25 protein-coding genes are annotated in these 26,114 nt (G+C 43.0%); 3 read left to right on the top strand and 22 right to left on the bottom strand.

All coding sequences use genetic code 11. The features are described from left to right. Positions 1–82: 82 nt before the first annotated feature. From QPK24_RS03020 to QPK24_RS02995, 6 genes are all read right to left on the bottom strand, one after another. Positions 83–325: a hypothetical protein gene (locus tag QPK24_RS03020; RefSeq protein WP_285746060.1), complete on the bottom strand. Its 243-nt coding sequence runs from the start codon at positions 323–325 to the stop codon at positions 83–85. Positions 326–393: 68 nt separating this feature from the next. Then, positions 394–2,757, bottom strand: coding sequence for a phage NrS-1 polymerase family protein (locus QPK24_RS03015; RefSeq protein ID WP_285746057.1), 2,364 nt, complete (start codon positions 2,755–2,757; stop codon positions 394–396). Positions 2,758–2,778: 21 nt separating this feature from the next. After that, a complete protein-coding gene (locus QPK24_RS03010; protein WP_285746055.1) occupies positions 2,779–2,904 on the bottom strand; it encodes a hypothetical protein in 126 nt (41 codons plus the stop codon). Further along, on the bottom strand, positions 2,891–3,217 hold the full coding sequence (locus QPK24_RS03005; RefSeq protein WP_285746053.1) for a plasmid mobilization protein: 327 nt from the start codon (positions 3,215–3,217) through the stop codon (positions 2,891–2,893). The genes QPK24_RS03010 and QPK24_RS03005 overlap by 14 nt, the downstream gene beginning before the upstream one ends. After that, positions 3,186–4,292: a site-specific integrase gene (locus QPK24_RS03000; protein ID WP_285746051.1), complete on the bottom strand. Its 1,107-nt coding sequence runs from the start codon at positions 4,290–4,292 to the stop codon at positions 3,186–3,188. Before QPK24_RS03000 ends, QPK24_RS03005 begins: the two co-directional genes overlap by 32 nt. 16 nt (positions 4,293–4,308) lie before the next feature. Beyond that, positions 4,309–4,500: a DNA-binding protein gene (locus tag QPK24_RS02995; protein WP_285746049.1), complete on the bottom strand. Its 192-nt coding sequence runs from the start codon at positions 4,498–4,500 to the stop codon at positions 4,309–4,311. Positions 4,501–4,749: 249 nt separating this feature from the next. Here QPK24_RS02995 and QPK24_RS02990 point away from each other — a divergent pair, with 249 nt between their 5' ends. Continuing rightward, on the top strand, positions 4,750–5,214 hold the full coding sequence (locus tag QPK24_RS02990) for a helix-turn-helix domain-containing protein (protein ID WP_285746047.1): 465 nt from the start codon (positions 4,750–4,752) through the stop codon (positions 5,212–5,214). A 151-nt stretch (positions 5,215–5,365) separates the two neighbouring features. On the opposite strand, the gene guaA is transcribed toward QPK24_RS02990, so the two are convergent. From guaA to bcp, 7 genes are all read right to left on the bottom strand, one after another. Next, positions 5,366–6,904: a glutamine-hydrolyzing GMP synthase gene (gene guaA, locus QPK24_RS02985; RefSeq protein WP_285746045.1), complete on the bottom strand. Its 1,539-nt coding sequence runs from the start codon at positions 6,902–6,904 to the stop codon at positions 5,366–5,368. 162 nt (positions 6,905–7,066) lie between these two features. Continuing rightward, entirely contained in the window at positions 7,067–9,340 is a 2,274-nt protein-coding gene (locus QPK24_RS02980) for a transglutaminase-like domain-containing protein (RefSeq protein ID WP_285746043.1), read from the bottom strand. A 32-nt stretch (positions 9,341–9,372) separates the two neighbouring features. Beyond that, complete coding sequence (locus QPK24_RS02975) at positions 9,373–10,581, bottom strand: DUF58 domain-containing protein (RefSeq protein WP_285746041.1); 1,209 nt, start codon at positions 10,579–10,581, stop codon at positions 9,373–9,375. Positions 10,582–10,585: 4 nt separating this feature from the next. Next, positions 10,586–11,554, bottom strand: a complete 969-nt coding sequence (locus QPK24_RS02970; protein WP_285746039.1) for an AAA family ATPase — start codon at positions 11,552–11,554, stop codon at positions 10,586–10,588. A gap of 196 nt (positions 11,555–11,750) precedes the next feature. Continuing rightward, a complete protein-coding gene (locus QPK24_RS02965) occupies positions 11,751–12,581 on the bottom strand; it encodes a TerC family protein (RefSeq protein ID WP_285746037.1) in 831 nt (276 codons plus the stop codon). 358 nt (positions 12,582–12,939) lie between these two features. Then, positions 12,940–14,313 carry a polysaccharide deacetylase family protein gene (locus QPK24_RS02960; RefSeq protein ID WP_285746035.1) on the bottom strand — a complete coding sequence of 458 codons (1,374 nt, stop codon included), beginning with the start codon at positions 14,311–14,313 and terminating at the stop codon, positions 12,940–12,942. A 254-nt stretch (positions 14,314–14,567) separates the two neighbouring features. Next, positions 14,568–15,032 (bottom strand): thioredoxin-dependent thiol peroxidase, encoded by a 465-nt coding sequence (gene bcp, locus QPK24_RS02955; RefSeq protein WP_285746033.1) that lies wholly within the window; start codon positions 15,030–15,032, stop codon positions 14,568–14,570. Positions 15,033–15,224: 192 nt separating this feature from the next. On the opposite strand from bcp, the gene QPK24_RS02950 reads away from it, so the two are divergent. Beyond that, on the top strand, positions 15,225–16,238 hold the full coding sequence (locus tag QPK24_RS02950; protein WP_285746031.1) for an LCP family protein: 1,014 nt from the start codon (positions 15,225–15,227) through the stop codon (positions 16,236–16,238). A gap of 149 nt (positions 16,239–16,387) precedes the next feature. Then, a complete protein-coding gene (locus QPK24_RS02945; protein ID WP_285746029.1) occupies positions 16,388–17,704 on the top strand; it encodes a glutamate-1-semialdehyde 2,1-aminomutase in 1,317 nt (438 codons plus the stop codon). 110 nt (positions 17,705–17,814) lie between these two features. Here the strand turns inward: QPK24_RS02945 and QPK24_RS02940 are convergent, their stop codons facing one another. The 9 genes from QPK24_RS02940 to QPK24_RS02900 form a co-directional block, all read right to left on the bottom strand. Beyond that, entirely contained in the window at positions 17,815–18,198 is a 384-nt protein-coding gene (locus QPK24_RS02940) for a sensory rhodopsin transducer (RefSeq protein WP_285746027.1), read from the bottom strand. Between the two features lie 93 nt (positions 18,199–18,291). After that, on the bottom strand, positions 18,292–19,464 hold the full coding sequence (locus tag QPK24_RS02935; protein ID WP_285746025.1) for a rhamnogalacturonan acetylesterase: 1,173 nt from the start codon (positions 19,462–19,464) through the stop codon (positions 18,292–18,294). 55 nt (positions 19,465–19,519) lie between these two features. Beyond that, complete coding sequence (locus QPK24_RS02930; RefSeq protein ID WP_285746023.1) at positions 19,520–19,963, bottom strand: helix-turn-helix transcriptional regulator; 444 nt, start codon at positions 19,961–19,963, stop codon at positions 19,520–19,522. A 358-nt stretch (positions 19,964–20,321) separates the two neighbouring features. Further along, on the bottom strand, positions 20,322–21,584 hold the full coding sequence (locus QPK24_RS02925) for an SGNH/GDSL hydrolase family protein (RefSeq protein ID WP_285746021.1): 1,263 nt from the start codon (positions 21,582–21,584) through the stop codon (positions 20,322–20,324). 257 nt (positions 21,585–21,841) lie between these two features. Continuing rightward, the gene (locus tag QPK24_RS02920) at positions 21,842–23,200 is read right to left on the bottom strand and encodes an IS1182 family transposase (RefSeq protein ID WP_285744158.1); all 1,359 of its coding nucleotides are present in this window, start codon (positions 23,198–23,200) and stop codon (positions 21,842–21,844) included. A 139-nt stretch (positions 23,201–23,339) separates the two neighbouring features. Beyond that, the gene (locus QPK24_RS02915) at positions 23,340–23,627 is read right to left on the bottom strand and encodes a hypothetical protein (RefSeq protein ID WP_285746019.1); all 288 of its coding nucleotides are present in this window, start codon (positions 23,625–23,627) and stop codon (positions 23,340–23,342) included. A 15-nt stretch (positions 23,628–23,642) separates the two neighbouring features. Then, positions 23,643–24,557, bottom strand: a complete 915-nt coding sequence (locus tag QPK24_RS02910) for an inositol monophosphatase family protein (protein ID WP_285746017.1) — start codon at positions 24,555–24,557, stop codon at positions 23,643–23,645. Between the two features lie 99 nt (positions 24,558–24,656). After that, on the bottom strand, positions 24,657–25,658 hold the full coding sequence (gene uvsE, locus QPK24_RS02905) for a UV DNA damage repair endonuclease UvsE (RefSeq protein WP_285746016.1): 1,002 nt from the start codon (positions 25,656–25,658) through the stop codon (positions 24,657–24,659). Positions 25,659–25,741: 83 nt separating this feature from the next. Then, positions 25,742–26,065, bottom strand: a complete 324-nt coding sequence (locus QPK24_RS02900) for a hypothetical protein (RefSeq protein WP_160036545.1) — start codon at positions 26,063–26,065, stop codon at positions 25,742–25,744. Positions 26,066–26,114: the final 49 nt, after the last annotated feature.

The following is a 26,114-nucleotide window of genomic DNA, read 5'->3' as shown; positions in this document are numbered from 1 at the left end:
AGCAACTCCGCTGATGCGGAGCCGGGGTCATAGGGGCCAAAGCCCCTGAAACCCGCCGACTGGCACCAGGAGGCAGTGCTTGCTATCTATCGATAGACTTAAATTTTGTGATGTCATAATCGGCATCAAGAACTATCATCCTGCATTGTCCAAAAGCACATGACATTCCTCGGTAAAAAGAAGATACACGAAGATTTTCTGGTTTTCCACTTTCCTCATCTGCTTTCGCTTCATTCCTGTGAAAAGCATCTCGCAAGTACTTGCATAGATCTTTTCTACCATTAGCATATCCCTTTAGATATATTTCCCTTTCTTGCTCTGTCATTTTTGTCTCCCTTCTTAACACCCCTGCCGTAATTGGGGGATTTGGAAAAAATGGCACAATGGCGCAAATTAAAAGTCTAGTTCAAAGACAAGAGGATTGACTTTAACATAATCATCAGGTTTTCTTCCCGGACCTGCGACAACTTCCGGATGCATTACTTTCAAATATCCGCATTCTTCTAGAAGCTGCAGTGCTTCCCTTATATCAGCTTTATTCTTAAACAGTTTGTTTCTGCAGTCTTTATCCAGCTGCCACAATTTAATAGCGGATTCTCCGCGCTCTTTAATCTTCAACAAAATGAATTTTGCTCTTTTAAGGGTCTTGTCATTTCCTGCAAGAGCATATGCAAACTTTGCGTGTTCAAGAAAATATCTTCCTATGGCAATTGCCTTATCAATTGTTTCTCCCGATACAATCAAGTCATTGCTTTCGCTTGCCACATGAATCAAACCTGCAATCCGTAAAACCGCTCCAATGTATTTGCTTGCCCATTCAGCAATAATCTGTCCTTCTCCACTAAGATATGCTTCATGCTCAGCAAAGAATATTTCCATTCGTTCCATGGCCTCCGGTGATAGCTTAAGAGTCTCCGGCTCATCTCCTGCATGAATGTCTACAAGTTTACCAATCAGTCTCTTATACTCATCTTTCACATCCTCAGGAATACCTGGAGCTCCGAACTTCCGTTTACCTACAAAAGTAGGTGGAGAACAGTATAGAAACCTTGCAAGAAGTCCTCTTCCACCCAGTTTTTCGTCTGACATGATTTCAGTTAAAACGTAAGGCTGAATTGCAAGAATTGCAGACAAATGTGGATGACGTATTTTCTCTTCTATCCGTCCTAATCGATCTATCAAAATAGGGTCACCGCAGTGCCCTTTCAGCCATACATCGATATTCTGTACCTGTGAATACCGTCCTTTGATGTTGTCAAAGGCTCCTCCTTCTGCAGATATGAGTCCTATTCTTCCGTTGTTATTGGCAAGAAGACTTGTCAAAGCTTCCACGGATGCATCATCTGCAAGTAGTCTTAAGGGCTTTATTTCAGGGATGCTGTCAAGCTTCTCCTGCATGTTCAGGATTTCACGTTCCAGTTCCTCATCGTCCTTATTTTTCAGTTTTTCCTCGCAAAAGCTTATTTGCTGCTCCAGTTTATCTCTTTGGAGATTATTCTCACGCATTTCCTTTAAATGGGTTTTGTTGTACTTTTCCTCATACTCATAAAGACTGTCGGTCATGGCCGTCATAACGCTAGACTTCCGTTCTCCTGGCTCGGCTATGACCACAGTGTACAAACTGAGAGGTTCATAGTATCCCGGGCTGCCCTCAATCCGGTATTTACCCTGAAGACACACGGCAAGCACACCAAGAGATATTGTACCTGCCATATCAGGAGATGTCTGAGTATGCTCTGAAACCGCCCTTACATAATCACCGATAAAAGGAGGAAGGGTTTCTACCGGAAAAGTAGGCAAATCGTATTCTTCAGTACTCAGTTCCTTTATAGGTGGAAACTCTGATTCACCATCTATGCCTCCTGCATAGGGTGGTGCTATTTTAGTGCAGCTTTTCAATGCTTTTTGTATTGTGATTTCGCCATATGTGCTTCCACTTTGCTTTCGGTTCCATTTATCCCGCATCAAACCGGAACTTCTGAAAAGCTCGTCCATTCGCTCAGGATTCTTCCCTGTCCAAAATGCAAGAAGGTTGCACAGTGCCTGATCGGCCTCAGACTGTGAATCGTAACCTGACCAGTCACCATAATACAGTTTTTTGAATTTCTGTCCGTTTTTGGCATTGAAAGCTCTTTCCGGTAGTCCATCATTTGCGGCGAATTTTTCATTTACGGCAATTTCCCCATTTACGACAGGGTTTTCTCTTCTCATATACTTGTCCAAAACGATTTGCAGCTGCTGTGTGCAGTCCTTTAGTTCATAGATTCCGATTCTGTTTCCTGTAACTGTGACGTATTTGTTTGTGGCACCTGTTATATATACTTCAAGCCCTTTATTTCGATTCATGATGTAGTAAGAGTCTTTATCGTATTCAAAATTATCCACAGTAAAGAGAATGTGAATGCCCTCACCGCTGGGACTGTACTCTGTATAGCTCTGCATGATCTTGACAATGTCTTCTGCAAGATATGACAGTCTTCCATCTGCCGATACGCAGTCATCAATGTCAATGGCGCACACATTGTCAAATACGCCGATGCCGATGCCATCAAAACCCATTTCCTTCATGCCTATTACTGCATCATCGTATGAACCAAATGTCGTTTTATCATTACTTTTAGCGTTGTTTCCGTTGTTTGGATTGTATGGTATTTTAGTCATTCTGCCGTCTCTCTTTTCGTACTTCCAGCAGCAGAAAATTCCGTATTTCTTAAGCTTTTTCGGGACATTTGCATCAAGTGCTTGTTTGTTATTCATATCTGCCTCCATAATCTCCATTTATAGTTTGATTACAGGCAGTCTTAATGATAGAATATGTGTGTTATATGAAGACCGCCGTGTCTTTAGGATCGCTTTGCCTTGCCACAGGTTAATAAAGCGATCTTTTATTTTATCTAGCTTCATGTGATAAGCCCTCCATAATCCAAGAAATCATTCGAATTGTGTCAAGAAGCTCATCCTCTACTTCGTCTCCGGCTTTTATCCGTTTTAGTTCTTCTAGTACATCGTAAAGCGTATTTCTCAGTGCCTTAAACACTCTCGGGTTTCCATTTACAATAATATCCCTTTCAAGAAGGCGGCTTGTAATGTAATCCTGCTTTGTCATACCACATAAGCCCACCATTGTATCAATCTGCTTGTTTTCCTCTGGAGAAACCCGAAATCCGACTGTGACACTTCTCCATCTACCTTTTTTGTCCAGGCTTTTCTCCGACATAGTTATTGCTCCTTTCAACGTTCAAATCTTCTGCCATTTCCGTCTGCACAGTTGGAAACAAATGAGCATATCTATAGGTTATGTTCTCTGCTTCATGCCCAACTCTGGCGCCTATTGCAAGTGCTGAGTATCCCATATGAATAAGCAGCGACACATGGGAATGGCGTAAATCATGTACACGGATTTTTTTTACCCCTGTTTCCTTGCAGCCTCTTTTCATTTCGTGATACAGGAAGTTCTTTGTCACAGGAAAAAGCCTTGTATCAGGTTCTATACTGTAGAAGCTGCTGATATAGTCTCCAATTTCATCTGCAAGAAACTGAGGCAAAATAATGGTTCTATTGCTTTTCTTTGTTTTAGGAGTAGTAATGATATCTTTACCTTCTAATCTTTGATATGACTTGGTTATATGAAGCTTCCTGTTTTCAAGGTCAAAATCTGATGGCGTGAGTGCCAGCAGCTCTCCTACACGGATTCCTGTCCAGTAGAGAAGTTCGAATGCATAAAAGGATAAGTCCTTATCCATCATTGCATCTGAGAATTTAAGATATTCTTCTTTTGTCCAGAAAAGCATTTCCCCTGTTTCCTCTGAGCCCATATTACCTGCTCTTCTTGCAGGATTCACCTTGAGCCCGTAGTATCTGTATGCATGATTAAAAATTGCACTTAATTGATTGTGAATGGTTTTCAGATACGTCTTAGAATGCGGCTTGCCGTAACGGTCAGGCTGGACCCTCATCTTATTCTGCCACGCAATTATATCAGCCGGTGTAATCTCTGATATTTTACGCCCCTTAAAATACGGCAAAATCTTAGTTTCTATAATGTGCTGCTTTGTAAGCCATGTATTGTGCTTTATCTTTGGTATCACATCAGCCTTGTAACGTTCATAGAAGCTTTCAAATGTCATATCAAGGTCTGCCTGTTTCTCCAGTAGAAACTCTCTTTCCCAGGCAAGTGCCTCCCTCTTTGTACGGAAGCCTCGCTTCATTTTCTGCTTCCTTTTACCAGTCCAGTCATCATACCGAACCATTGCATACCATGTTCCGTTGTCTTCATTTCTGAAAACTGACATAATTGTTCACCTCCTGCTATTTCTCTTCTAGTTTTGTTGCATAAAATTTTTCATGAAAATATTTCCGATCGACTTTACCTGAAATAGTAAAGTAACCTTTCTGTTTAAGTTCCTTGTTCATCTCTCGCATTACTTTGTATGCAAAAGATTCTGAAACCCCTAATTCTGCAGCGACTTCGCTGGCTGTCATGAAAATCTTTGCTGACATGCTTTTTCCTCCTTTCCAAATTACTTAATGTAACGTAATTTGTTTACATTTCACATTATATACCCATACTTTTACTGAGTCAATAAACAAATTTGTTTACATTATCTATTTTTTATTACGTCTAGATATTACCTACCTTTGTAAAAAACGACCACTAGCCAGTAAAATTTCCAGACTTTCTCAATTCGCATTGATAAATGTAAGCATTTTTGTTATAGTATTTCTTAGTTAGAAAGAGAGGATATACACATGGCCACAGGCGAGAGAATCAGGCATTTCCGTAAGCTGCACGGAATGACAATGGAATATTTGGGAGAGAAACTTGGTTATCCCCAGAAGTCAGCACATGTAAGAATGTCACAATATGAGAACGGCGTAAGAGGACCGAAAAAAGAGCTTATCGATCAGCTGGCAGAAATATTCGAAGTTTCTCCTCAGTCTCTGACGGTTCCTGACATAGATTCTTATGAGGGGCTTATGCATACTTTTTTTGCCCTAGAAGACATGTATGGCATTCATGTTGATTATGCTGATGGCGACCTTAGCTTGAAGCTTGAAAAAGAAAGAGGACAAGCATATGTCACACTATTCAGAATGCTTTATGAATGGCATGAGCAGCGTGCAAGATTTGAATCAGGGGAGATCACAGAAGAAGAGTACAATCAGTGGAGATACAACTATCCAGAAAGCACTGTGAAAAAGAACAACAAATAGACCCAAAAAAGAAGAAAGACCTGTCTGAATTTTTACCCTCAGACAGGTCAATTTTTTACTAAAATTATCAATCTGTTATCATTTTGTTATCAGTCGCCTTTTTTTCACTCGAAAAATCCAGTGTTTTCAAGGCTTCAAGCGATTACAGTTCTTATTCCCACTCGATCGTTGCAGGCGGTTTAGAAGTTACATCATAAACGATACGGTTTACGTTATCTACTTCGTTAACGATACGAACAGAGATTTTCTCTAACACATCCCAAGGGATACGTGCCCAGTCTGCTGTCATACCGTCGATGGATGTTACTGCACGGATACCTACAGTGTAGGAATACGTACGAGCATCGCCCATAACCCCTACACTCTTCATGTTAGGAAGAGCGGTGAAGTACTGCCAAATTTCACGGTCAAGACCTGCTTTAGCAATCTCTTCACGCAAAATGTAGTCAGAATCACGAACAATCTTCAGTTTTTCTTCTGTTACTTCGCCAAGTACACGAATTGCTAGACCCGGACCTGGGAATGGCTGACGCCATACGATCTCTTCTGGTAATCCACATTCTTCACCGACTTTACGAACTTCGTCTTTGAAGAGTGCGTTCAGCGGCTCAATAAGCTCAAATCTCATGTTCTCAGGAAGTCCGCCGACATTGTGGTGAGATTTGATCGTTTGAGCTGTAGCTGTACCACTTTCTACGATATCTGTATAAAGTGTTCCTTGTGCCAAGAATGTGAAATCATCGAATTTGCTGGACTCTTCATCAAATACGTAAATAAATTCGTTACCGATAATTTTACGTTTTTGTTCTGGATCCTCTACTCCAGCAAGCTTGGACATAAAGCGTTCACGAGCATCAATTTTAAACACTTTCATATCGAATTTACCTACGAAAGTTTCCATTACGCTCTCTGCTTCTCCTTTACGAAGAAGACCGTGGTCGATAAACATACAAGTAAGTTGATCGCCGATTGCTCTGTGAAGCAGTGCTGCTACTACAGAAGAATCAACGCCGCCGCTGAGGGCACAAAGCACTTTTTTGTCGCCAACTTGTTCACGGATGTCCTTGATTTTGTCTTCGATAAAAGTCTCCATGCTCCAGTTGCCTTCGCAACCGCACACGTTATATAGGAAGTTACGGATCATATCATTACCATTCAAGGAATGGCGTACTTCTGGGTGGAACTGAACTGCATAAAATTTACGTTCTGGATGGCTCATTGCTGCAATTGGAGCACTTTCTGTTCCTGCATCAAGTTTAAAACCTGTAGGCAAGGAAACAACGTGATCTCCATGACTCATCCATACCGTTTGATTCAATTCAAGACCTGCTACAAGGTCAGATCCTTCGTTAAACAATACATCTGCTTTACCATACTCACGTTTGTGAGCACGTTCTACTTTACCGTCTAATTGCTGGGCCATCATCTGCATACCATAGCAAATACCGAAAATCGGCAATCCCAAGTCATAAACAGCAGGGTCTACATGCGGTGCATTCTCAGCGTATACACTGGATGGTCCACCGGAGAATACGATCCCTTTTGGTGCAAGTTCACGTATCTTCTCAGCAGGTGTGTTATATGGAAGCAACTCGCTGTATACTCCGAGATCGCGGATCCTTCTTGCAATTAGTTGGTTATACTGTCCCCCGAAATCTAGAACAACAACAATTTCATTTGGCTTTATCATTACCGTGCCTCCCTCAATTCAATGAGACTAATTATACTTGCCGACAAAACCTGACGTCAAGGAAAGCTCGCGTTCTTCTTATTAATAAAATATTGTAAAAAAAAGTATGTTGAAAAAGATGGTATGATCACCATCTCTACTTATTACTTTTAAGGGAATCATTCACAAAACTTTTGCCATACGCAGGCAACTCTGTAAAAAAGCGATGCTCTCTCCTCGGGAAGGACTTGCCGGGCTGTAGACCATCGTTTCCCAGTCTTTGGCGAACTGCCGCACTTCCTCACGCAGGGCGTCCTCTTCCACAGGCAGCCCTGCGATATATTCCCGCAGCGTAAGTCTGCTGTCCCGCTCACCATAACGCTTAGCGAGCATGTCCCATACAGGAGCACCGATGTGAAGCAGGCGCTCTCGGTCTGGAAAGGTCCGGCGCGGCCAAATCATCCGAAGCCGGAGCTGTATAACTGGGCCGTAAACATGCCCCGCTGTAATCACTGCTGCAAGCAACAGCACCGCTGCTGCAGACCATGCTAGTGTACTCGGCTGAGCAATGCTTCTCAGCCCTGTCTGAAAGAGAGTCATCAACTGACTCAGATCTATAGCAAACTCGCCATTTTTCATAGCCCCCGTTTTCGGTTCATCAGCAGCAGATGCCGCTTGCAGTTCAGCTGCCGGATCGAAGCCAGGTGTGGCTTCAAATGGAAACCATCCGGCTCCCGGGAAATACACTTCCACCCAGGCATGTGCATCCCCTTGAGTAACAGTGTACTTGTCCGGCTCTTGTTCATCTTGCTGACCTGGAGCAAACCCCTGTACATATCTTGCAGGGATCCCTTTACTCCGCAGGAGAATCACCATGGCTGAAGAAAAATGATTACAATACCCTTTCTTGGTTACAAACAGAAAATCATCCACAAAATCTTGATCTACTGCCGGAACACGAGTATTTAGTGTATACGTGTAGTTCGATTTTAAATAATTCGATACAGCCATGACCGCGTCATAACGCGTATCTGTATCACTAGTTATTGAATTCGCCAGCTTCGTGACCCTTTCAGGTAGACTAGATGGAAGCTGAAGATCGGTCTTCTGGATCGAAGGGGGATCTTCTCCCACCGTTTTACGAAGCACTGTTTTGTCTTGTACAGGAATCAGTACATCCATACTATAATGCTGAATCGGCTGTGCTTTTGGCTTATCATCAAATCTTACATTCCCCGAAGATATATCACTCCATATGTATGGAAAGTCAGACTCGTTACCGTTTCCTGTTAATCCACTTTCCTTCTTTGTACCGTCTCCCATACGATCTCTGAACGATAATCGCAGAGGGACCCCGCCTACAAAAATATCAGAACCGCCTTTAGCAGGTTCCTTAAGACTAATTGTCTGTTTTACGATACGAAAATACGGGTTCTCTTCAATCTCGTCCTCTCTGAGTCTCTGCCCAGTACTGATATATTCAAAGGATTGACCTGCTGATTCATTCAGCTTCCAGCTTCTCCCGTCGTAGATGCTGCGAGATTGACCTCTCCAGTATGCCCGAACAGGAGTTGTGGCCGTAAAATATACGGTATTACTCTGAATAAGCGGAGCTCCCATGTCTCTCCCTGCCGGATCATACCCTGTCGTTGAAAAAGCAGGTACTGCATTCGTCTTCGTGTCAGCACTCGACCACTCGGAGATCTTGTCCCATATCCTTGTCAGGACTTCTTTATTTTCTGCTTTTGCAGGAATTGCAGAAGCAATAGAGGATGTCATCATCGTCGTTACAAGCACTGTCCCAATCGCTGTCCCAGCCCAGATCAAATGAGATTTTCTATCCTTTACCAGTACTTTTGATGTCCCTACTAATCTTGGCATTTGCAATAGGGATTGTACTAAAAGAAAACAACAAATCATACGTATCATCCCGCCTGGGGAATAGATACCGCTTAGCAATTCCATGCAGAGTAAATAGACAATCGTAACCACACCAAATAGAAGCACGGTCCGAAGCTGAATAGCCAGCATTTGAACAGAGGTCACAAAAAGCGTCCATCCGAACACAACGAAGACCGCTCTTGTTTCTTCACTCACATTCCGAAAATGTCCTGATCTCTCCCAGCTTGCGATATCGCTTTGAAGCGTATAGATATAATTAAATACCCAGCTCTCTCCCGCAGAGGGGACCAGCATCCACCATAAAAAAAACAGGGCACAACCTGCTCTTAAAAAGATCATGTATCGTAGAGGGATATGCAGACTGCCGACCAGAAGGAGCCCTGCCGTAAGGAGGAACATGACCCTCATCGATGCAGGAATGTCGGTCTGCTCTCCGAAGCCAGCGGGCATGAGCCACTCCATAAACATGATATATAACAGAAAAGAGATGCCAACGCGGTATAACCAAGGTTCGATATATCCTTTTCCCTTTACATTTAGATCTGTTGTCTCCACCCGTGTTCCTCCTCTCTATCCTTTGGACAAGCTCAGAATGAAGCAATCGTCTTCACCCGAATCTGTTCTTTCTCTAGCTCTGCCGCTAACGAGTTTTCTCTGATTTGATGTGTCTTATGTTCCTGTTTCCAATCTGTCATTTCATAGAGTCGAACACGTACTCCTTGTGTATTCAGCTCCCTAGCCAGCTTTGAATTTTGCTCATTTAAACTGCCGGTGACCATATATACTTCTGTCCCTGCGGGTATGGAGAGGTCCCGTGTATTTCGTAACCCTTCTCCTGGCTCCAACCGGGCTAAGAAATCCAACTGACGGAGCAATTTCCCATTTGAAAATACCGCTTCACTCGTGTTTATCTCCCCTTGGAACGATGCTCTCCCCGATTGGACAACATAAGTGGCTATTACAGGCGTTTCTCCTTTGTTATATGCATCCCTTAACATACTTGCACATAATGAGATTGCTGAATCATAGGCTTGCCATGACAGTTCATTTCCTTGCTCTTTTCCCTTATGCGTGTATGAGTCTTTTCCATTATCCAGTAAAAGATATATGTTATTAGCCACACTTTTTTCTGGGATACGAACTTGAAGTTTCCCTTTTCTTGCAGAGCTTTTCCAGTGTATAAAACGAAATCCGTCACGAGGGGTATATTCCCTCACTTCATACCCTTTCCACTCCTCTACCAGACTGTTTCGGGTGTGCTGCGGATGCTGCGATTCTCCGTAACCTTCTTCTAATCCCGGATGACCCGGGTGGAAGGAAGGGTGTACAATCAGCTCTCCCGGCGCATGTACACGTCTGCTGCATGTAAACCAGCCGAATGCATCTCCCCATGTGATTTTACAGTGTTCATAAGCATACACTCCCCGGTGTACTGCTTTTAGATGATAGGAATAAGAACATTCATAGCTGCGTTTGCGTGGAAAAATAATATGAATATGTTTGAAAGGAGCGGCCTCTTCTTCAATCTTTAACCACAATAAAGGCAGCCAGCTATTTATGCTGACATGAATTCTAACTTCTGCTCTCTCGCCTGCCGCCACTCTGCCCGGTCGAAATTCTCTTGTTATGTGGACATGCCGAGGACCGATAAACTGAGCTAACACACCGTAACAGATCAAGATCATACAAGATACCAACAGGAATAGCAGAGTCCTTCCGCCCTGAATCTGATATAGAAAAAAGAGAAGGCTCGTAAGTATAATCATAATCAGCGGACTGATTACGGTTCTCCACATAAACTCACCCCCTCATTCTTGAGGACGGTACAGGGATAGGGATGTGCTGCAACAAGTCCGCTATGATACGTTCGGCATCGGAAGATTGCACCATCTCATATCGGGTACGAATTCGGTGAGTTAAGACAGGCAAAGCAACTTCCTTTAAATCATCAGGAATGACATAAGAACGGCCATTCAGGTAAGCGGCGGCTTGAGAAGCAATCATCCATGCAAGACTTCCTCTCGGGCTGATCCCGAGTAAAAGGTCTTTATGTTTGCGTGATGCTGCCGCAAATTCAGCAATGTATTTTTTGATTACAGGATCTACAAAGACACCAGACACTTCACGCTGCATCTTAACAAGTTCTTCCGCTAACATGACAGGTTTGACGAGAGATCGAGAACCTGACTCCTGCCGATTCATAATCTCGACCTCCTCCTCAATACCAGGGTATCCGAGACTTAATTTAATAAGAAAACGATCGAGCTGAGCTTCCGGAAGACGATAAGTGCCTTCAAATTGCAACGGGTTCTGAGTAGCCATCAGCAGGAAAGGCCTCGGTAGTGCATAAGTCGCCCCATCTACAGTAACACTCTTCTCTTCCATCGCTTCAAGCAGCGCTGACTGGGTTCGAGGCGAAGCACGATTGATCTCATCCCCAAGAACAATGTTAGCCATTACCGGACCCGGACGGTATTCAAATTCTCCCGTTATCGGTTTATATACAGAAGTTCCTGTCACATCTGAAGGCAACACATCAGACGTAAACTGAATTCGGCCAAAACTCGCAGAAAGGCAGGAAGCGAGTGTGCGAATCAGCTTTGTTTTCCCCGTACCCGGCACGTCTTCTAGCAGCACATGTCCTCCCGACAGCATCGCGATGAGAATAAACCTAATTTCTCGCCGTTTTCCTACAATGACGCTCTCTACCCGCTCAGTCACTCTCTCAAGCAGCTCTGCAGCATAATCACTAGACTTCATATATTCCATGGCCAGCATCCCTCCTGTATCCGCAGTATTACTCGTTTTTCAACAACTTTATTTCTACTCTTCTGGTTTCTATTCTATGTTTGCTAGTATTCCCCTCACATAGAGTAAATAGACATCGAGATACAAAACAAAAAAAGCCTGGAGGGAATCTCCAGACTTTACTATTAGCACGTTATTCGATAAGCAAGTTATTCGATTACTTGGACGTGTCTGTATCTTTTGCCGGTTGTTGTTCTTCGACTTCTTTAATCGCATTCTCGCTGCCCTCAACTTCTACCTTAGAAGAAAGGAACCATCCGAGTGCAGCAATTGCTACAAGGACGAAATAGAATGAAATTTTCCAAATGGTGTTATGCGGGAAGTGTGAATCAATTAAGCCAACATCCGGATGTGCCAGCGTAATCACTGCAAGCTTAACCCCTACCCAGCCTACGATCAGGAATGCCGCAACTTCGAGGCCCGGACGTTGCTGCAGAAGTTTCACGAAGAAGGTTGCTGCAAAACGCATAATGATAAGTCCGATAAATCCGCCGAGGAAGATAACAATGAACTGTCCTCCGTCCAAACCGCCGATGTTCGGAAGTCCGCTTGGAGGCAGTGCAACAGCCAAAGCAACAGCTGCCAGAATGGAATCTACAGCAAAAGCAATATCCGCGACTTCTACTTTGAATACGGTCATCCAGAAGCCAGATTGTTTCTTAGGCTTTTTCGGTGCATCTTGTGCCTCGTCCGTCTTTGTTTTTCCTTTAAGGAAATGCTTGATGGTGTGGTTAATGGAAATGTACAAGAGATAGATCGCACCAAGCGCCTGTACCTGCCAAACGTCAACCAAGAAGGAAATCAGGAACAAGGATCCGAGCCTGAAGAAAAAGGCCCCCACTAAACCATAGAACAAAGCTTTCTTACGTCGATCTTCTGGTAAATGTTTCACCATAATGGCAAGGACTAGCGCATTATCTGCGGCAAGCAGCCCTTCTAGTACAATGAGTACAAGAAGTACCCAACCATACTCTAAGAGTAAATCCATAAAAACATCCTCCTAAAATAATAAAATAAAAAAGAGACCTTGCCGGCTTGGCAAAGGTCTCCAACAAAAAAAGAGACCTCTACCACAGAGTGTGGTAAAGGTCTCGCTAACAACGAATGGTTGCCAACAAAGCCGGGGATTTTCTCCCGAACTGACGACTTTGCTGTAACAGCTACTCCCCTTTAAACACGTTCCTGCTTAACTGATATGATGATCAGCTAAACCGTGTAATAAACATATAAAAATCAAAGCTTATAGTCAAGAATTATTTATAAAACTCTTCTAACTCATGCAGCAACATTTATCTTTCCTATATCACTGAACTGAATACGTAATATCACTGAACCCAATACGCAGACTAGCTCGCTTTTATAATAAATTCAGCTTGATTCCGATCGATCGACTTAATCTTATAATCTGCGGCAGAAAGAAGATCTCGAAGGGAAACCCATAGAGAGCCCGATCTCATCTCTACTCGGCCTTCTATTGAGTCAAGCAGTTGCTGTGCTGGATCTACTGTAATCTCATTCCCAGCCCATTTAACCGCTGCGTACCGATCGGTACCGTTCCACTTCACTGTACCCCCATATCGCTCTACAAGAACTCGAAGCGGAACCAGAAGTTCGCCTTCAACTTCTTGATATTCACCAGGCGCAAGCTTTGTCACAAGTTTCCCTGCTTCAATCACAAGGGAAGGTCCTGTACCAAATAGAGCAGCATTCTCAGTGATATGATTATTTATCCATTCTTTGCTTGGCTGAATCACCTTTTCTTGAGAATTTTGCTTTTTCACTTGAAACTGAACGGGTTTCTCCGCAGGATTCAGGCCTCTAAATTCATAATTATGCGCTTGGTAATATTCAATGATGGCAGGTAACGCTTTTACCGTCTCCGCATGGCTCCCTCCATCATGCAGTAATACGACTCGATTACCACTCACTGCTGACTTTGTTGCATTCTTAATAATTTCCTTAGCAGGCACATCTTTTTTTAGTGAATCTCCACTATCCACATTCCAGTCGGTAACGACATAACCTGCTTGTTTCATGAGTTCAAAATAAGTGGTATCAAAATGGCCGTAGGTTCCCCCGGGAGCCCGAACAAGCTGAGGTCGCTCTCCTGTGATCCGCCTAACTGCTTCCTCTGTTTGCTTAATCTGTTTCCAAAAATCAGGGAAAGAGCCGTACAGTTTATCATATTTATGGTCATAAGTATGATTCCCAATGACATATCCTTTTTCATGCATGCGATTAATTAATTCAGGATACACTTCGACTTGCTTTCCTAATACAAAGAATGTTGCGGGAACTCCATATTGTTCAAGAATATCTAGAACAGCTTCCGTATACTTTCCCGGTCCGTCATCGAATGTTAAATACACTTTGTTTACTGCCGTGTTCGCTGCTGGAACTGTTGCTTTTTTCGAACTGGACTGAACGAGATCAGCTTCTTGTTTTTGGGCAGTCAAAGAAGCTGAATTTACTGGTTGCGTATGGACGGCCTGCTCTAGACTCGAGTGAACCGTAGATTTAGTTAATCCCGTATGTACTACTTTTGATACTGTTTCTATTCTCGCAGAGCCCACTTCATTATCTATATACACAGCTTGAGAATTCACGACGTTTGATAAAAAACCTTTATCTTGAAGAGCCACCGCTAAAAGAATAATAAAGCCTGCGATTACTGTATAACTGAATTTTTTCCATCTGTTTTGTTTACCTATTCTTCTCATATCGCTTCGCCCCCATGATCTTTATACGAATGAATGATTCATAGTTTTTAAGATTTATATATTCAGTCTATGAGGGTTTCTTATAAAAAAGACTACTTTTGAGTGCTTTTAAAAAAAGAGATTTATAGGTGAATATATTTATAATTCAAGCGTTTCACTTTCTCCTGTCAGGGTTGATGAATGAGTAAGCAAATAAAAAAACCGACTCCTAATGAGCCGGTCTTGATGTTAACACACGTACTATATCTCACAGACTACATTTGTTTAACATACTCCAGTGCTTCTTCTATATGACCTTTCACTTTCACTTTCCGCCATTCTTTCGTAAGTATGCCTTGTTCATCAATAACAAATGTCGAACGCACAATGCCCATGTATTCTTTGCCGTACATTTTTTTGAGCTGCCACACACCATACAATTCAGCAACCTTATGGTCCTCGTCCGATAATAAAATGAACGGCAGATTGTACTTCGCAATGAACTTTTCATGTTGTTTTATGGAATCTCCACTTACTCCTATAATGACTGTATTCAACGCTTCAAATGAGGTGTGTTCATCTCGAAATTGGCACGCTTCATCTGTACAGCCCGCTGTCATGTCTTTCGGATAGAAATATAATATGACTCGCTTTCCCCGAAAATCAGACAGCTTCAAAAGTTGATCTCCCGTGCCCTTTAGCTCAAAATCTGGTGCTTCTGAACCGATCTTTATACTCATGATGTCAGTCTCCTTTAAAGTTATCGTATTTCTATCAATTGATTGTATCCATAAAAAAAATTATAATGAAAGTTGTCAAATGAAATATGTGTTAATTTATCCAAAATTATACCACACTACTTTTACGAAGGCAGTCAAACGGCCAGAGCCCTAACTGGCTTCATTCCATAAGATGGAAAGGAAGAGCGTTACATGAATAGGAAGACGAAACGAACCGTATGGATGGTTCTCGCAGTAATCGTTGTTACTGCCGCCGTACTCGCAGTTTATTATTTTACTTCTGTTGTTAACGAACTACAAGATTTGAACAAAGAAGGAGAGAATTCTCCTTTTTACAACGTAGAGAAGGTAGATCAGGAAATCACCCCCGATCCCCCAAAATGGGAAGGTAAAGAACCTGTTAACATCCTGCTTATGGGTGTAGATGCCAGAGGTCTAACAGAAGGGGAGATCCCTCGTTCAGATACCATGCTTGTCGCCTCCCTTAACCCAGTCAGCAAAAAAATATCTCTATTCTCTCTCCTGCGTGATACATATACAGACATCCCTGGATACGGAAGAGATCGAATTAATACGGCAATTACCCATGGCCCCAATGTAGCAATGCAGGCAGCAGGTGATCTGCTGGGGATACCAATTCAGTACTATATATATACCGATTTCCAAGGTTTTATTGAGCTCGTTGACGCTGTTGGGGGCGTTGATTTTGAAGTCGAAAAAGATATGAAATATACAAGTAAAGCAGATAAGCATGAGTATGATATTGATCTCAAGCAAGGAATGCAGCATCTTGATGGTGAAAAGGCACTGATGTATGTACGATTCCGGCATGACGCCTTGTCCGATTTCTCTCGTACAGAACGTCAGCGTGAACTCCTGAAAGCCATTGCCGATAAGATGCAAACAACAACTTCTATAGCTAAACTGCCTTCCATTCTTAATGAAGTGAATCCTTACATTGATACCAACCTAACCCTTAACGACATGTGGAAGCTGGCCTCTGTGGGCTATCAGAGCAGCATGCAAGGGAGCGAACAAGTTCCTCCTATGAAACTTCTTGTTGAAGAGCGAATTGGCGGCGCTGCTGTCCTTACCGTGAGAGATCAGGAAGAGCTTAAATCATACGTCCAAGAAGTCCTCGAGCCTCAGGTAACTGAACCAGATAGCAAATCCACGGTTGATAAGTCAGCCAGCGGAGAAGAATAATACGAAAGACTCTTCCTAAGAGCTATGGTTTCACAAAAGGGAGATGTTATAATAGATATGAACTTGGTAAGGGCAGCAGATGGCTGCCCTTTTCCATTGTACATACCATACTCTTGTGGTGACTTGCTTCAAAGAAAGGATGAATACAAATGAATCGTTCCAAATCGGAGCAGTATTATGCAGAAGCACTTGAACATATTGTCGGCGGTGTAAACAGCCCTTCTCGCTCATTCAAAGCAGTAGGCGGCGGAGCCCCTGTCTTTATGAAACGCGGACAAGGTGCTTATTTTTACGATGAAGATGATAACAAATATATTGATTACCTTGCGGCATACGGCCCCATCATAACGGGTCATGCTCACCCGCACATCACCAAAGCAATTACCGAGGCAGCTTCCAATGGTACGCTTCTCGGTACTCCTACCGTGCTCGAAATCAAATTAGCCAAAATGCTAAAAGAAGCAATCCCTTCCATGGATAAAGTTCGTTTTGTGAACTCAGGTACCGAAGCGGTCATGACCACAATCCGGGTAGCACGGGCTTATACGAAACGTAATAAGATCATAAAATTTGCGGGGAACTACCACGGCCATTCGGACCTCGTCCTTGTGGCGGCAGGCTCTGGCCCTTCTACTCTTGGCATACCAGACAGCGCAGGGATTCCTGCGAGTATTGCCCAAGAAGTGATCACAGTTCCTTACAACGATCTGAGCGGACTTGAAGAAGCACTGCAAAAGTGGGGTCATGATGTGGCTGCTGTCATGGTAGAACCAATCGTCGGGAATTTCGGAATGGTTATGCCAAAACCAGGCTTCCTCGAAGGCCTCTGCAAGCTGGCACATGATCACGGAGCACTCGTTATCTATGATGAGGTCATCACCGCATTCCGCTTCCACTATGGTTCGACGCAAACTTATGCAGGGCTTGATAACCATGATCTTATTAAGCCAGACCTTACGGCTCTTGGTAAAATCATTGGCGGCGGTCTTCCGATCGGCGCATACGGCGGTTCAAAAGAAGTGATGGAACAAGTGGCTCCGCTTGGACCTGCTTATCAAGCAGGCACTATGGCAGGGAACCCAGCTTCTATCTCAGCAGGTATTGCATGCCTTGAGGTGCTTTCCCAGCCAGGAGTATATGAAGAGATGGAACGTCTCACTATTAAATTAACGGAGGGAATCCAGGCAGCTGCAGATCGTCACGGAATTCCACTGACAATTAACCGGGTTCGCGGTTCATTCTCCACTCATTTCTGCGATCATCCAGTAACGGATTATGAGGAAGCTCAGGATACGGATGGAGAAGCATTCGCTTCCTTCTTCCAACATATGCTGAACCGTGGAGTACACCTCGCACCGTCCAAATACGAAGCTTGGTTCCTGACAACGGAACATACGGATGCAGATATCGAAGCTACGATTGAAGCTGCTGATTCGTCATTTGAGGCTATGGCTAAAGAAAAATAAAGCAACCACGTTAAAGAACCGTCCTTCAGCTAATTTGGAGGACGGTTCTTATTTGTATCATAAAGTATCTATCTTAGAGAAAAACAGAATTCTTGATTTATTCGTATCCGCTATACGGGATAAGCCATGACACTCATGAGTGCCAGTTCAGGCTGAGATGTATCAAGCCTGCTGTACTGAACAATTATGGGGATATCGCTTTCCACAATAAGTGCATAAGGAACACCAAGCGGTATGAACTCTCCATCTGCCTGAAGGCTGGCTGTCCTAATGTGAGAAGTTCGCCTAGCGGACACCTTGGTCACATTACACTCGAGCGGATCGCGATCCTCAAAAAATACAGTAATCGTAAGATTTGCATCCTCTCTTCCTGTATTTAAGACACAAATACTTTCATGACTTTCAAGCGCACCGCTGCTTTGCGGAGGAATGTATCCATCTGGAATAACCCATACGGTATTACCTTTTGCAGCTTCCGGCTTGATTGAGTTCATCTCTGTATCTCCCTTCTACTTGTTGCATGCAGCTATGAAATAGATTCGCTATCCATTTTAGTGAAACATCTATTAGGCTTACTTATTTCGGTACTACCTGTCTCTCAAAGCATCCGGTGAACGCAAAAACATCGTCAGCGGCTGAATGGCCAGATCAGCAATAGAGGCGGCTACCATTCCAGCCATTCTTTTGGCCCCGTACTGCGAGAAATGGGTATTATCTTCCACTCCAGCAGGGAAATGAATATATTCCCCAGGCCAAGCCCACATGAAATCAAGTTTACTGCCTTCCACCCCAGCTTGTTCAAATGCGATCTTGCTGCGAGCAGCGAGATCAATTAAAGGAATATTCTCCTTTTCTGCGAGTTCTTTCATAGCCACAATATAATCTCCGTGTGTATCCATGAGGGTTCCATCTTCGTTAAAGTATCTGCGCTGTACAGGAGTAATGAGAACCGGATGAGCCTCACGCTCCCGAGCTGCCTGAATATATTTACTCAGATATTCCTGATAGGTTGTAAATGGCTTCGTCGCTCTTAGTACATCTGACTTTTCATCATTATGACCAAATTGAATAAAGAGAAAGTCTCCGGCTTTAATATTCGTGAGTATCGCATCCAGCCGGCCTTCGTCGATAAAACTTTTCGTACTGCGTCCTGAATGCGCATGATTATCAACCGCCACATCATGTTTGAAAAAGGATGGCAGCATCTGACCCCATCCCGCATAGGGATAGCCTGATGCAGGCTGATCACATACTGTAGAATCACCCGCAATATAAACGGTCAGCGTCTCATTCGCTTCCATTACTTCAAGTGCATTAATCCTCGGAGCAGGACCGGAAAAAGAAAGTCGTAACGGTTCACCTTCACGAACAACAACACTGAAATTTTCTTCAATCCATTGACCAGGCTGTGTATGAACAGGCGGCAGCATAAGTCTGCCTTCACCAGCCCTTATCTCAGTAATCGTTTCGGTATTGCTGTCACCCATTAGCGTATGGACACGATATGTACCCGGCGGAACATCAAGGATAAAAGCCGCGTGAAGCGGAATGCAAAAACGGCCTTGAAGTTGTTTTTTTATCGTAAAATCCTTCTTAGATGAAGCAGGATCCGATTGCTCCTGTGAACGATCTCTCCCATATACTCGGTCTATGGATTCAAATCCATAACCAAGTTCCGCATGATACAGCGTATCTGGAAGAACCCCAGTATAGCCTTCTGCTGCCGTTCCAGGTCCAAAATCAAATTTATAATGAATCATGAAGTGACTTCATCTCCTTCATCTTCCTATCATTATCTTCCTTGTCTACCAGTTATCATCTTGCTCTGCTTCGATAATCCGAGGGAGTAACCCCCGTCCACTTCTTAAATACTTGACTGAAATACTGCGGATTCCTTCCAAAACCAAAGGACTCTGCAAGTTCAAATATTTTGGCATCTTGATCTTTATGCCGCATGTAACTGCATGCCTGCTGTATCCGATATTGATTGAGATATTGAGAGAAGCCGATTCCTGTAATTCTCTTAAAAACTTTTCCTAAATAGTCTGGATTCATATACAGCTTATGTTTAGCAATGGTATTTAATGAAATGTCCGAATCGGCATAATGACGATGAACAAGTTCCAAAAGCTGATAGACAATCATCGACTGTCTGCTGACTGCTTCCATATTTTTCTCTTTTGAGAGAGGTAAAGACGAATCTAGTAATGAATAGGCTGATCCTTGACTCATATGTTCTATTTGCAGTAAATCGTTCATGTACAAACGCGCCTCCTTTTAAGGAACAGTACATTAGTGTACAAACTTTCTCTGCTGTTTTCTGATGAAGTCAATCTGAATATCTACCTAGAATAAAATTGTAAGCGTTTTAAATTAGAAACATAAAAAGATTCTAAACTCATGAAAAGATCCTAAATTACCTCCTCCATATCATTCGCATTTGGAAAAATAACACATTACCACATTTAAATCTGTGTTGTTCTTTGAATTTCTTTATTTTGATTATAAACCCAATTCCTGTATATTGTACAGTTTGGATTTGAGGAAAGTGAAAAAAGGTTATCCTCAGGGATAACCACTCAGAGATAACCTTCCTTCCATATTACCAAGCTAAAATTTAAGGATTGATAAAGACCGTTTTTAATTTGGACTGATACTGAACATCAAAACCGAGACTTTCTGCAACAAGGGCAAGAGGCACGTAGGTTTTGGACTCTTTACCGACTTTTTGTAAGAAGGCTGGTGTCGCAACTGAAATTGATTGATTATCCACTAGTACGTTCTTTGATCCCATTTTAATCTCTACCGTCTTCGTACCATATGTGATTTTCGTAGACTTCGTCTGATTATCCCATTTGGATTCTGCATTTACGGCTTCTACAATATCCTGAATTGCAATATAGTTCTGATTGTTTTTAAGAACAGGTTTATAAGGAGTAGCAAGCTTTTTACCGCTTACGAAAATATTCATCGGCTCCTCCCGATCAGGTATCTGAAGCTTTACATAATCTCCCCAGATCACGTTAGCAAATACCTCAGCGATAGCTTCATATCCATTTTGATTGGGATGAAAGTCACGATGCCTGATCATATGGGTCATCGTTCCCTCTCCTCCGGCAAACTCCTTCGCCACGTGAGCAACTTTTATATGGACTCCCTGCTCGTTCAGCTGGGATGCCACCGCATCCACCGTATCTGTAAATAAAGCGGCTGCACTCATCAGTTTGTTGTATAGAGCTTCATTTCCCACTTTGGGGAGAGGCTGATACTGATCTGCAATCACAAAGAGAGCATCTTCATTTAAGGCATGCAGATTATTGACAGATGAGGTTACCTGCTCCGAATAACGACTCAGCAGTTCCTTTACTCGCTCACTCAGCTGAGCATCTGTGAGACTTGTCCCTGTAACCAGTAACTCTGATACATCATTTCCGCCGATCGTAATAGCGATGACATCCGCCTCCGAAACCTCGGTTTGGATCTGCTTTATCTGATCTGTGAAATCTTCTACTCGCGGATCAGAAAGTTTCGGCTGAATGGCTTCGGAAGACTTTTTCTCTCCCTTAGCAATCGCATCTGTAAACTGAAGCAGGCCTGTTGTTTTTAGTCCCGCAATGCCGTAATTGGTAACTTTCGTACGTCCATGCAGCAGCGCTTGCTCTTCCAGTCGTTCAACATAACCATAAGGACTTGTGTTCAAATCCTCCATTCCCGGCTCAAAACCGACCGTAATGGAATCTCCCAGCGTGACCATGCGATATTCCTTCGTTATTTCCTGTGCCTGTGCAGACCAGGTTCCTGACCCTAATAGTAGTCCAATCGCAATAAGCGATATAGAACATGTCCGCACCTTATTTCGAACGTTAGTCCACTTCAACATAGGTGATATGTCGCCCCCTTTTCTTAATTCCTTATTTTACCACCTATGCAGGATTACGGGTACAAATAAAAAAGAAGTCCTCTCTTCACCTTCACCTTAAGAGAGAACTTCCTAGATTATAGAAAAAGACATTCAGAATGTATTCATTCTGAATGCCCCAGATTGTAGACAAAAGGCATTCGGAATGTATTCATTCTGAGTGCCTTTTGTCATTTCTACTTCTTTTCATGAATAAATCAGGTGGAAACCCGCCTGATTTACGCTGGAATTGGTCTGTTCCACGACCATCTGGCGATTTTCTTCAAATTCATGGCAGCAAACGTAAGCATCGCCTGCATGGACAATTTTTTTAGCCCTCGCAGGGTTGTCCATCGCATGCCATGCTTTTCTTTTGCATCTGCAAATACCCGTTCCACCGTTTCTTTTCGTTTTGCATAGATTTGTTTTACATGCTGGTGGTGTCTTAGATGCTCTACTTCTTCTAAGTGGTTTTGCCATACATGTCGCGTCACTACTTTTTGGTGGTTCTTGCTCCCTGTACACATGGATAAATAATGACACGATTTACAAATTTCTTTTGGAGATTTGTATTCTCGGTACCCCTCTTTATTGGTGGTCGAGTAAGGTAATACCACGTTAGCAGGACATAAATAGGCGTCAAAATATTCATCATACACGTAGTCATCTTTTCGAAAACCTTCTTTTTGAGAACGCGGACGTGTATAAGGCAGCGCCGGAGTAACCCCTTGCTCCAACAAATATTTGCTAATCCAAGGTGTTTTGTAGGCAGCATCGGCTGCCACTGCTACAGGTTTCCCAATCTTTTCTTTTACCATTTCTACGAGGGGTGCAAGCAAGTGGCTGTCATGTTCATTTCCGGGAGTGACGATGTTACCGAGTACAAATCCGTTTCGGTCTACTGCTGCGTGAAACGAATAAGCAAATTGTTTGGTCCGTTCATCTTTGACATAGTAGCCGCTATCGGGATCTGTAGTGCTTTGTTTAATTTCCTTTTCTTCTTCTTTTTTAAAAGAGTCCGGAGGAAACGGCTTTTTATCATGGTCGTCCCGATCTTGGTTAATTTCCTCTTCCAGTTTGCGTTGATATGCTCTTGTTTCTTTGCGTACAACCTTCTTTTCGAATTTCCGTTTATTCGCACTCGCTTTTACGTGTGTAGAATCGATGAAAACATGCTCCGCGCTGAGTAAATGTTTCTCAGCTGCAGTCCGCAAAATACGGTAGAAAATCTGTTCGAATAGATCTGTATCTTTAAAACGACGTTCGTAGTTCTTTCCAAAGGTAGAGAAATGCGGAACTTTATCATAAAATCCATAGCCCAGAAACCAACGATACGCCATGTTGGTTTGAACTTCTTCGATCGTTTTTCGCATGGAACGAATACCAAAGGTATATTGAATAAGAGGTAATTTAATTAAGATGACCGGATCGATGCTAGGTCGTCCAATTTCCGAATAATGATCCTGAACCAAGTCGTAGATGAAAGAAAAGTCGATCGCCGATTCGATTTTGCGAACCAAATGATCTTCTGGAACGAGTTGATCTAGAGCAACCATTTCAAGTTGGTCACGTTGAGTGGAGGATTGTTTCGTTAGCAAGATTGTCACCTCAAATAAAATAGTTGCTTCTATTGTAAAATAAAAAAGACTGCAGGCAAACTAGTTTAAGCTAGTTTGTCTACAGTCTGAGACATTCAGAATGTATTCATTCTGAATGCCCTTTATCATTTTTCTTTTTTTATTTTTCTTTTTCTGAATCTGTTTTTTCAACTAAGGGTTCGTTAGGTTTGTTATCGGAAGAATGCTTGGCTTTTTCCATATAGGCGTCATAACGATCGTCTACTTCTTTAGCCATACTGCGATATTTTAACGTTTCTTCTACGATCGGATCCAGCTCGGTCTGAATTCGGATCTCATATTTAGGGGAGACCTGTTCCCGCTCTCTTTTCTCACGATCTCCATAATCCGGATCACCGTCTGTAAGCATATCGCTCAGCTTTTTCTCAAGCTCATGTGAATCTGGCATATCTGCATTCCTCCTTCACTTGTCTTCTGCGATACCTGTGGCTTTCGCTTCTTTCAGGACAGTAATCAGTTCGTGATGCAGCTTTCCATTACTTGCTGTAACATGGCGCACCGATAGATCATAAGGATGCCCCGCCGTGCTTGTTACCATACCACCTGACTCCTGAACGAGTAAAGCACCTGCTGCGATATCCCATGGATTCAGTCCAATCTCTGTATATCCGCTCAATCTGCCCGCCGCAACATAAGCAAGATGCAGTGCGGCAGATCCGCCTGCTCGTAAATTACGGACTTTGGGAGCGAGAGCCTGCACTGCAGCCATATTCGCAGGCAAGGCAAAGCTTGGGTCCGGCGGAAAACCGACGGCGATAAGTCCATCGGAAAGATGTTCTTCCTGGGACACCTGCATACGGTTACCATGCACATAAGCCCCTTTTCCTTTTTCGGCAACAAACAACTCGTCTCGGATGGGATCATAGATGACACCTACTATGATTTCTCCGTGATGTGCGAGCGCAATGGATACCGAGAAGAATGGAAATCCATGAACAAAGTTCGTTGTTCCGTCTACCGGATCTACAATCCATAGAAACTCCTCATCTTTGACCGCTTGCAAAGCAAGATTAGAAGCATCCGGGCCTGGCTCTACGCCTTCTTCCCCCAGAATAGCATGGTCTGGAAAATGAGTCAGAATCAATCGGCGGATCATTTGCTCTGCGCCTTTATCCACTTCCGTAACAAGATCCTGCTCGGAATATTTTGTCGACATCTTCAGACTAGAACCGACTTTGCTCTTAATCCATTCCCCTGTTTTCGCAGCAGCATTAATAGCGACAGCCGTATAACTCTTACTTGAAACTACATAAGGAGTCTTCTGATTTTCATTCAAAACAATCACACTACTTTCCTCATTTCTAAAAAAGAACGCCATGATAGAAAATTTTACTTACTCTTGCTTACTATACTAACGTTTCAGGAGCATATCGGTTACCCACAAAAGTCCTGATTCACAAAATTGTACGAATTAGAGTCATGGCGTTACACGAATGGTCGCTCCATCTAGAATTTCGATACCTTCCCCCGTCAAAGTCTTAAACGCATCCATAAGTCCAAATAACGCCTCGTCCTTACGTTTTGCTTCAATCATCACATCAAGAAACGGCGTATCCTTCGCAATCTCTCTTAAAAAAGTAAGCAGTGGTTCGAGCTCCACTCCGTCTGCATGACTACGGACGTCTTTTTCACTCTTAGGACTCGAAACATGAACTTTAGGAGCTAAAGGAGCCTCTGGCAAGGCATCCGCCTGAGCGAAGGGAGTCCTCCAAGTCGCCTGAATCTCTGACCACAGCTCCCAAGGTTTCTCTCCATCATTATTTACCCACTGGTGGTGAATATCTAAAACCATAGGAAGACCTATTTTCTTACAAACCTCAAGAGTCTCCACCGCATTAAAGGTCTTATCATCATTCTCCAGTGTCATTCTTTCCTTGATATCAGACGTCAAGGTGCTAAAATTCTCGATAAAACGTTCAGCCGAGTGCTGTTTATTCCCATAGGCTCCGCCGATATGTATATTGTTCTTTGCCGTAGCATTTAGTCCCATCGCACCCAGCATAGAGTTGTGATGCTGCAGATCGCGAATCGAACTTGCCAAGACGTCCTCACGAGGTGTACTAAGCACCGTAAAATGATCCGGATGAAAAGATACTCTCATCTTGTTCTTTTTCACAAAATCGCCTACCTCCCGAAAGGACGGGGTTAGTGCTTCAAACGGATTCCAGTCCTGCAAATCTGCATGTGTCGCCAGCGGGATTAGTTTTGAGGAAAAACGGTACACCCAAATCTGATGAGCGAGGTTGTGCCGAAGTAATCTTAAAGTGTTATGTAAATTTTCGGCAGCGATACGCTCAAGTTTGCGGATGGCTGCCTCTCGATCTCCTATTTTATTAAAACTAGCCATTGTCATCGTCTTGGACGGGGAAGCATTGTTTACAAGGACAGACATAGCTACATAACCAAATCGTACGATCATATGACGAGACCTTCCTCTCACGGTAACCTTAATAGTACAGATTATACCCGTAAGAGACTTGTTAAAACCCTGTTACCTCTGCTTCAATTCTTCGTTTGTTCTCCAAAGAACATCTCATAAGCAAGCTTTGTCTGAATTCGTGACTCTTCTTCTGTAAGCTTACGCTCAAGAATCATCTCTACCTCGGTCACTTCTTGATTCTGAAAGTTAATTTCTGCAATACAGCCTACAATTTTCACAATTGCGATCGCCACATTATCTGGGGTATAGGCAATTACTTTTTGCCCTGTAGGAAAGACGCGCAAGCCCTGTTTCACCATTTTTCCTCTTCCGTATTCTAGAAGCTCGTACAACTCTTGTTCACTCTTAAACTTACATACTGAATTAAACTCGGTCTGAAATCCCATGGACTTGTCCTCCTCTTTCATTCTCTTATTTTCTTTTCGTTATAGCAAA

Source organism: Paenibacillus polygoni (genome assembly GCF_030263935.1).
Lineage (GTDB): Bacteria > Bacillota > Bacilli > Paenibacillales > Paenibacillaceae > Paenibacillus > Paenibacillus polygoni.
This window is presented reverse-complemented; position numbering and strand designations above follow the sequence as displayed.

Bases quoted from the DNA above. Each gene is read 5' to 3' on its own strand.
- QPK24_RS02900 (WP_160036545.1), bottom strand. From the start codon at position 26,065: ATGGGATTTCAGACCGAGTTTAATTCAGTATGTAAGTTTAAGAGTGAA.
- bcp (WP_285746033.1), bottom strand. From the start codon at position 15,032: ATGAGTATAAAGATCGGTTCAGAAGCACCAGATTTTGAGCTAAAGGGC.
- QPK24_RS02945 (WP_285746029.1), top strand. From the start codon at position 16,388: ATGAATCGTTCCAAATCGGAGCAGTATTATGCAGAAGCACTTGAACAT.
- QPK24_RS02950 (WP_285746031.1), top strand. From the start codon at position 15,225: ATGAATAGGAAGACGAAACGAACCGTATGGATGGTTCTCGCAGTAATC.
- uvsE (WP_285746016.1), bottom strand. From the start codon at position 25,658: ATGATCGTACGATTTGGTTATGTAGCTATGTCTGTCCTTGTAAACAAT.
- QPK24_RS03015 (WP_285746057.1), bottom strand. From the start codon at position 2,757: ATGAATAACAAACAAGCACTTGATGCAAATGTCCCGAAAAAGCTTAAG.
- QPK24_RS02960 (WP_285746035.1), bottom strand. From the start codon at position 14,313: ATGAGAAGAATAGGTAAACAAAACAGATGGAAAAAATTCAGTTATACA.
- QPK24_RS02910 (WP_285746017.1), bottom strand. From the start codon at position 24,557: ATGGCGTTCTTTTTTAGAAATGAGGAAAGTAGTGTGATTGTTTTGAAT.
- QPK24_RS02975 (WP_285746041.1), bottom strand. From the start codon at position 10,581: ATGTGGAGAACCGTAATCAGTCCGCTGATTATGATTATACTTACGAGC.
- QPK24_RS02970 (WP_285746039.1), bottom strand. From the start codon at position 11,554: ATGGAATATATGAAGTCTAGTGATTATGCTGCAGAGCTGCTTGAGAGA.
- QPK24_RS02995 (WP_285746049.1), bottom strand. From the start codon at position 4,500: ATGTCAGCAAAGATTTTCATGACAGCCAGCGAAGTCGCTGCAGAATTA.
- QPK24_RS02915 (WP_285746019.1), bottom strand. From the start codon at position 23,627: ATGCCAGATTCACATGAGCTTGAGAAAAAGCTGAGCGATATGCTTACA.
- QPK24_RS03020 (WP_285746060.1), bottom strand. From the start codon at position 325: ATGACAGAGCAAGAAAGGGAAATATATCTAAAGGGATATGCTAATGGT.
- QPK24_RS03010 (WP_285746055.1), bottom strand. From the start codon at position 2,904: ATGAAGCTAGATAAAATAAAAGATCGCTTTATTAACCTGTGGCAAGGC.
- QPK24_RS03000 (WP_285746051.1), bottom strand. From the start codon at position 4,292: ATGTCAGTTTTCAGAAATGAAGACAACGGAACATGGTATGCAATGGTT.
- QPK24_RS03005 (WP_285746053.1), bottom strand. From the start codon at position 3,217: ATGTCGGAGAAAAGCCTGGACAAAAAAGGTAGATGGAGAAGTGTCACA.
- QPK24_RS02990 (WP_285746047.1), top strand. From the start codon at position 4,750: ATGGCCACAGGCGAGAGAATCAGGCATTTCCGTAAGCTGCACGGAATG.
- guaA (WP_285746045.1), bottom strand. From the start codon at position 6,904: ATGATAAAGCCAAATGAAATTGTTGTTGTTCTAGATTTCGGGGGACAG.
- QPK24_RS02965 (WP_285746037.1), bottom strand. From the start codon at position 12,581: ATGGATTTACTCTTAGAGTATGGTTGGGTACTTCTTGTACTCATTGTA.
- QPK24_RS02935 (WP_285746025.1), bottom strand. From the start codon at position 19,464: ATGATTCATTATAAATTTGATTTTGGACCTGGAACGGCAGCAGAAGGC.
- QPK24_RS02925 (WP_285746021.1), bottom strand. From the start codon at position 21,584: ATGTTGAAGTGGACTAACGTTCGAAATAAGGTGCGGACATGTTCTATA.
- QPK24_RS02940 (WP_285746027.1), bottom strand. From the start codon at position 18,198: ATGAACTCAATCAAGCCGGAAGCTGCAAAAGGTAATACCGTATGGGTT.
- QPK24_RS02930 (WP_285746023.1), bottom strand. From the start codon at position 19,963: ATGAACGATTTACTGCAAATAGAACATATGAGTCAAGGATCAGCCTAT.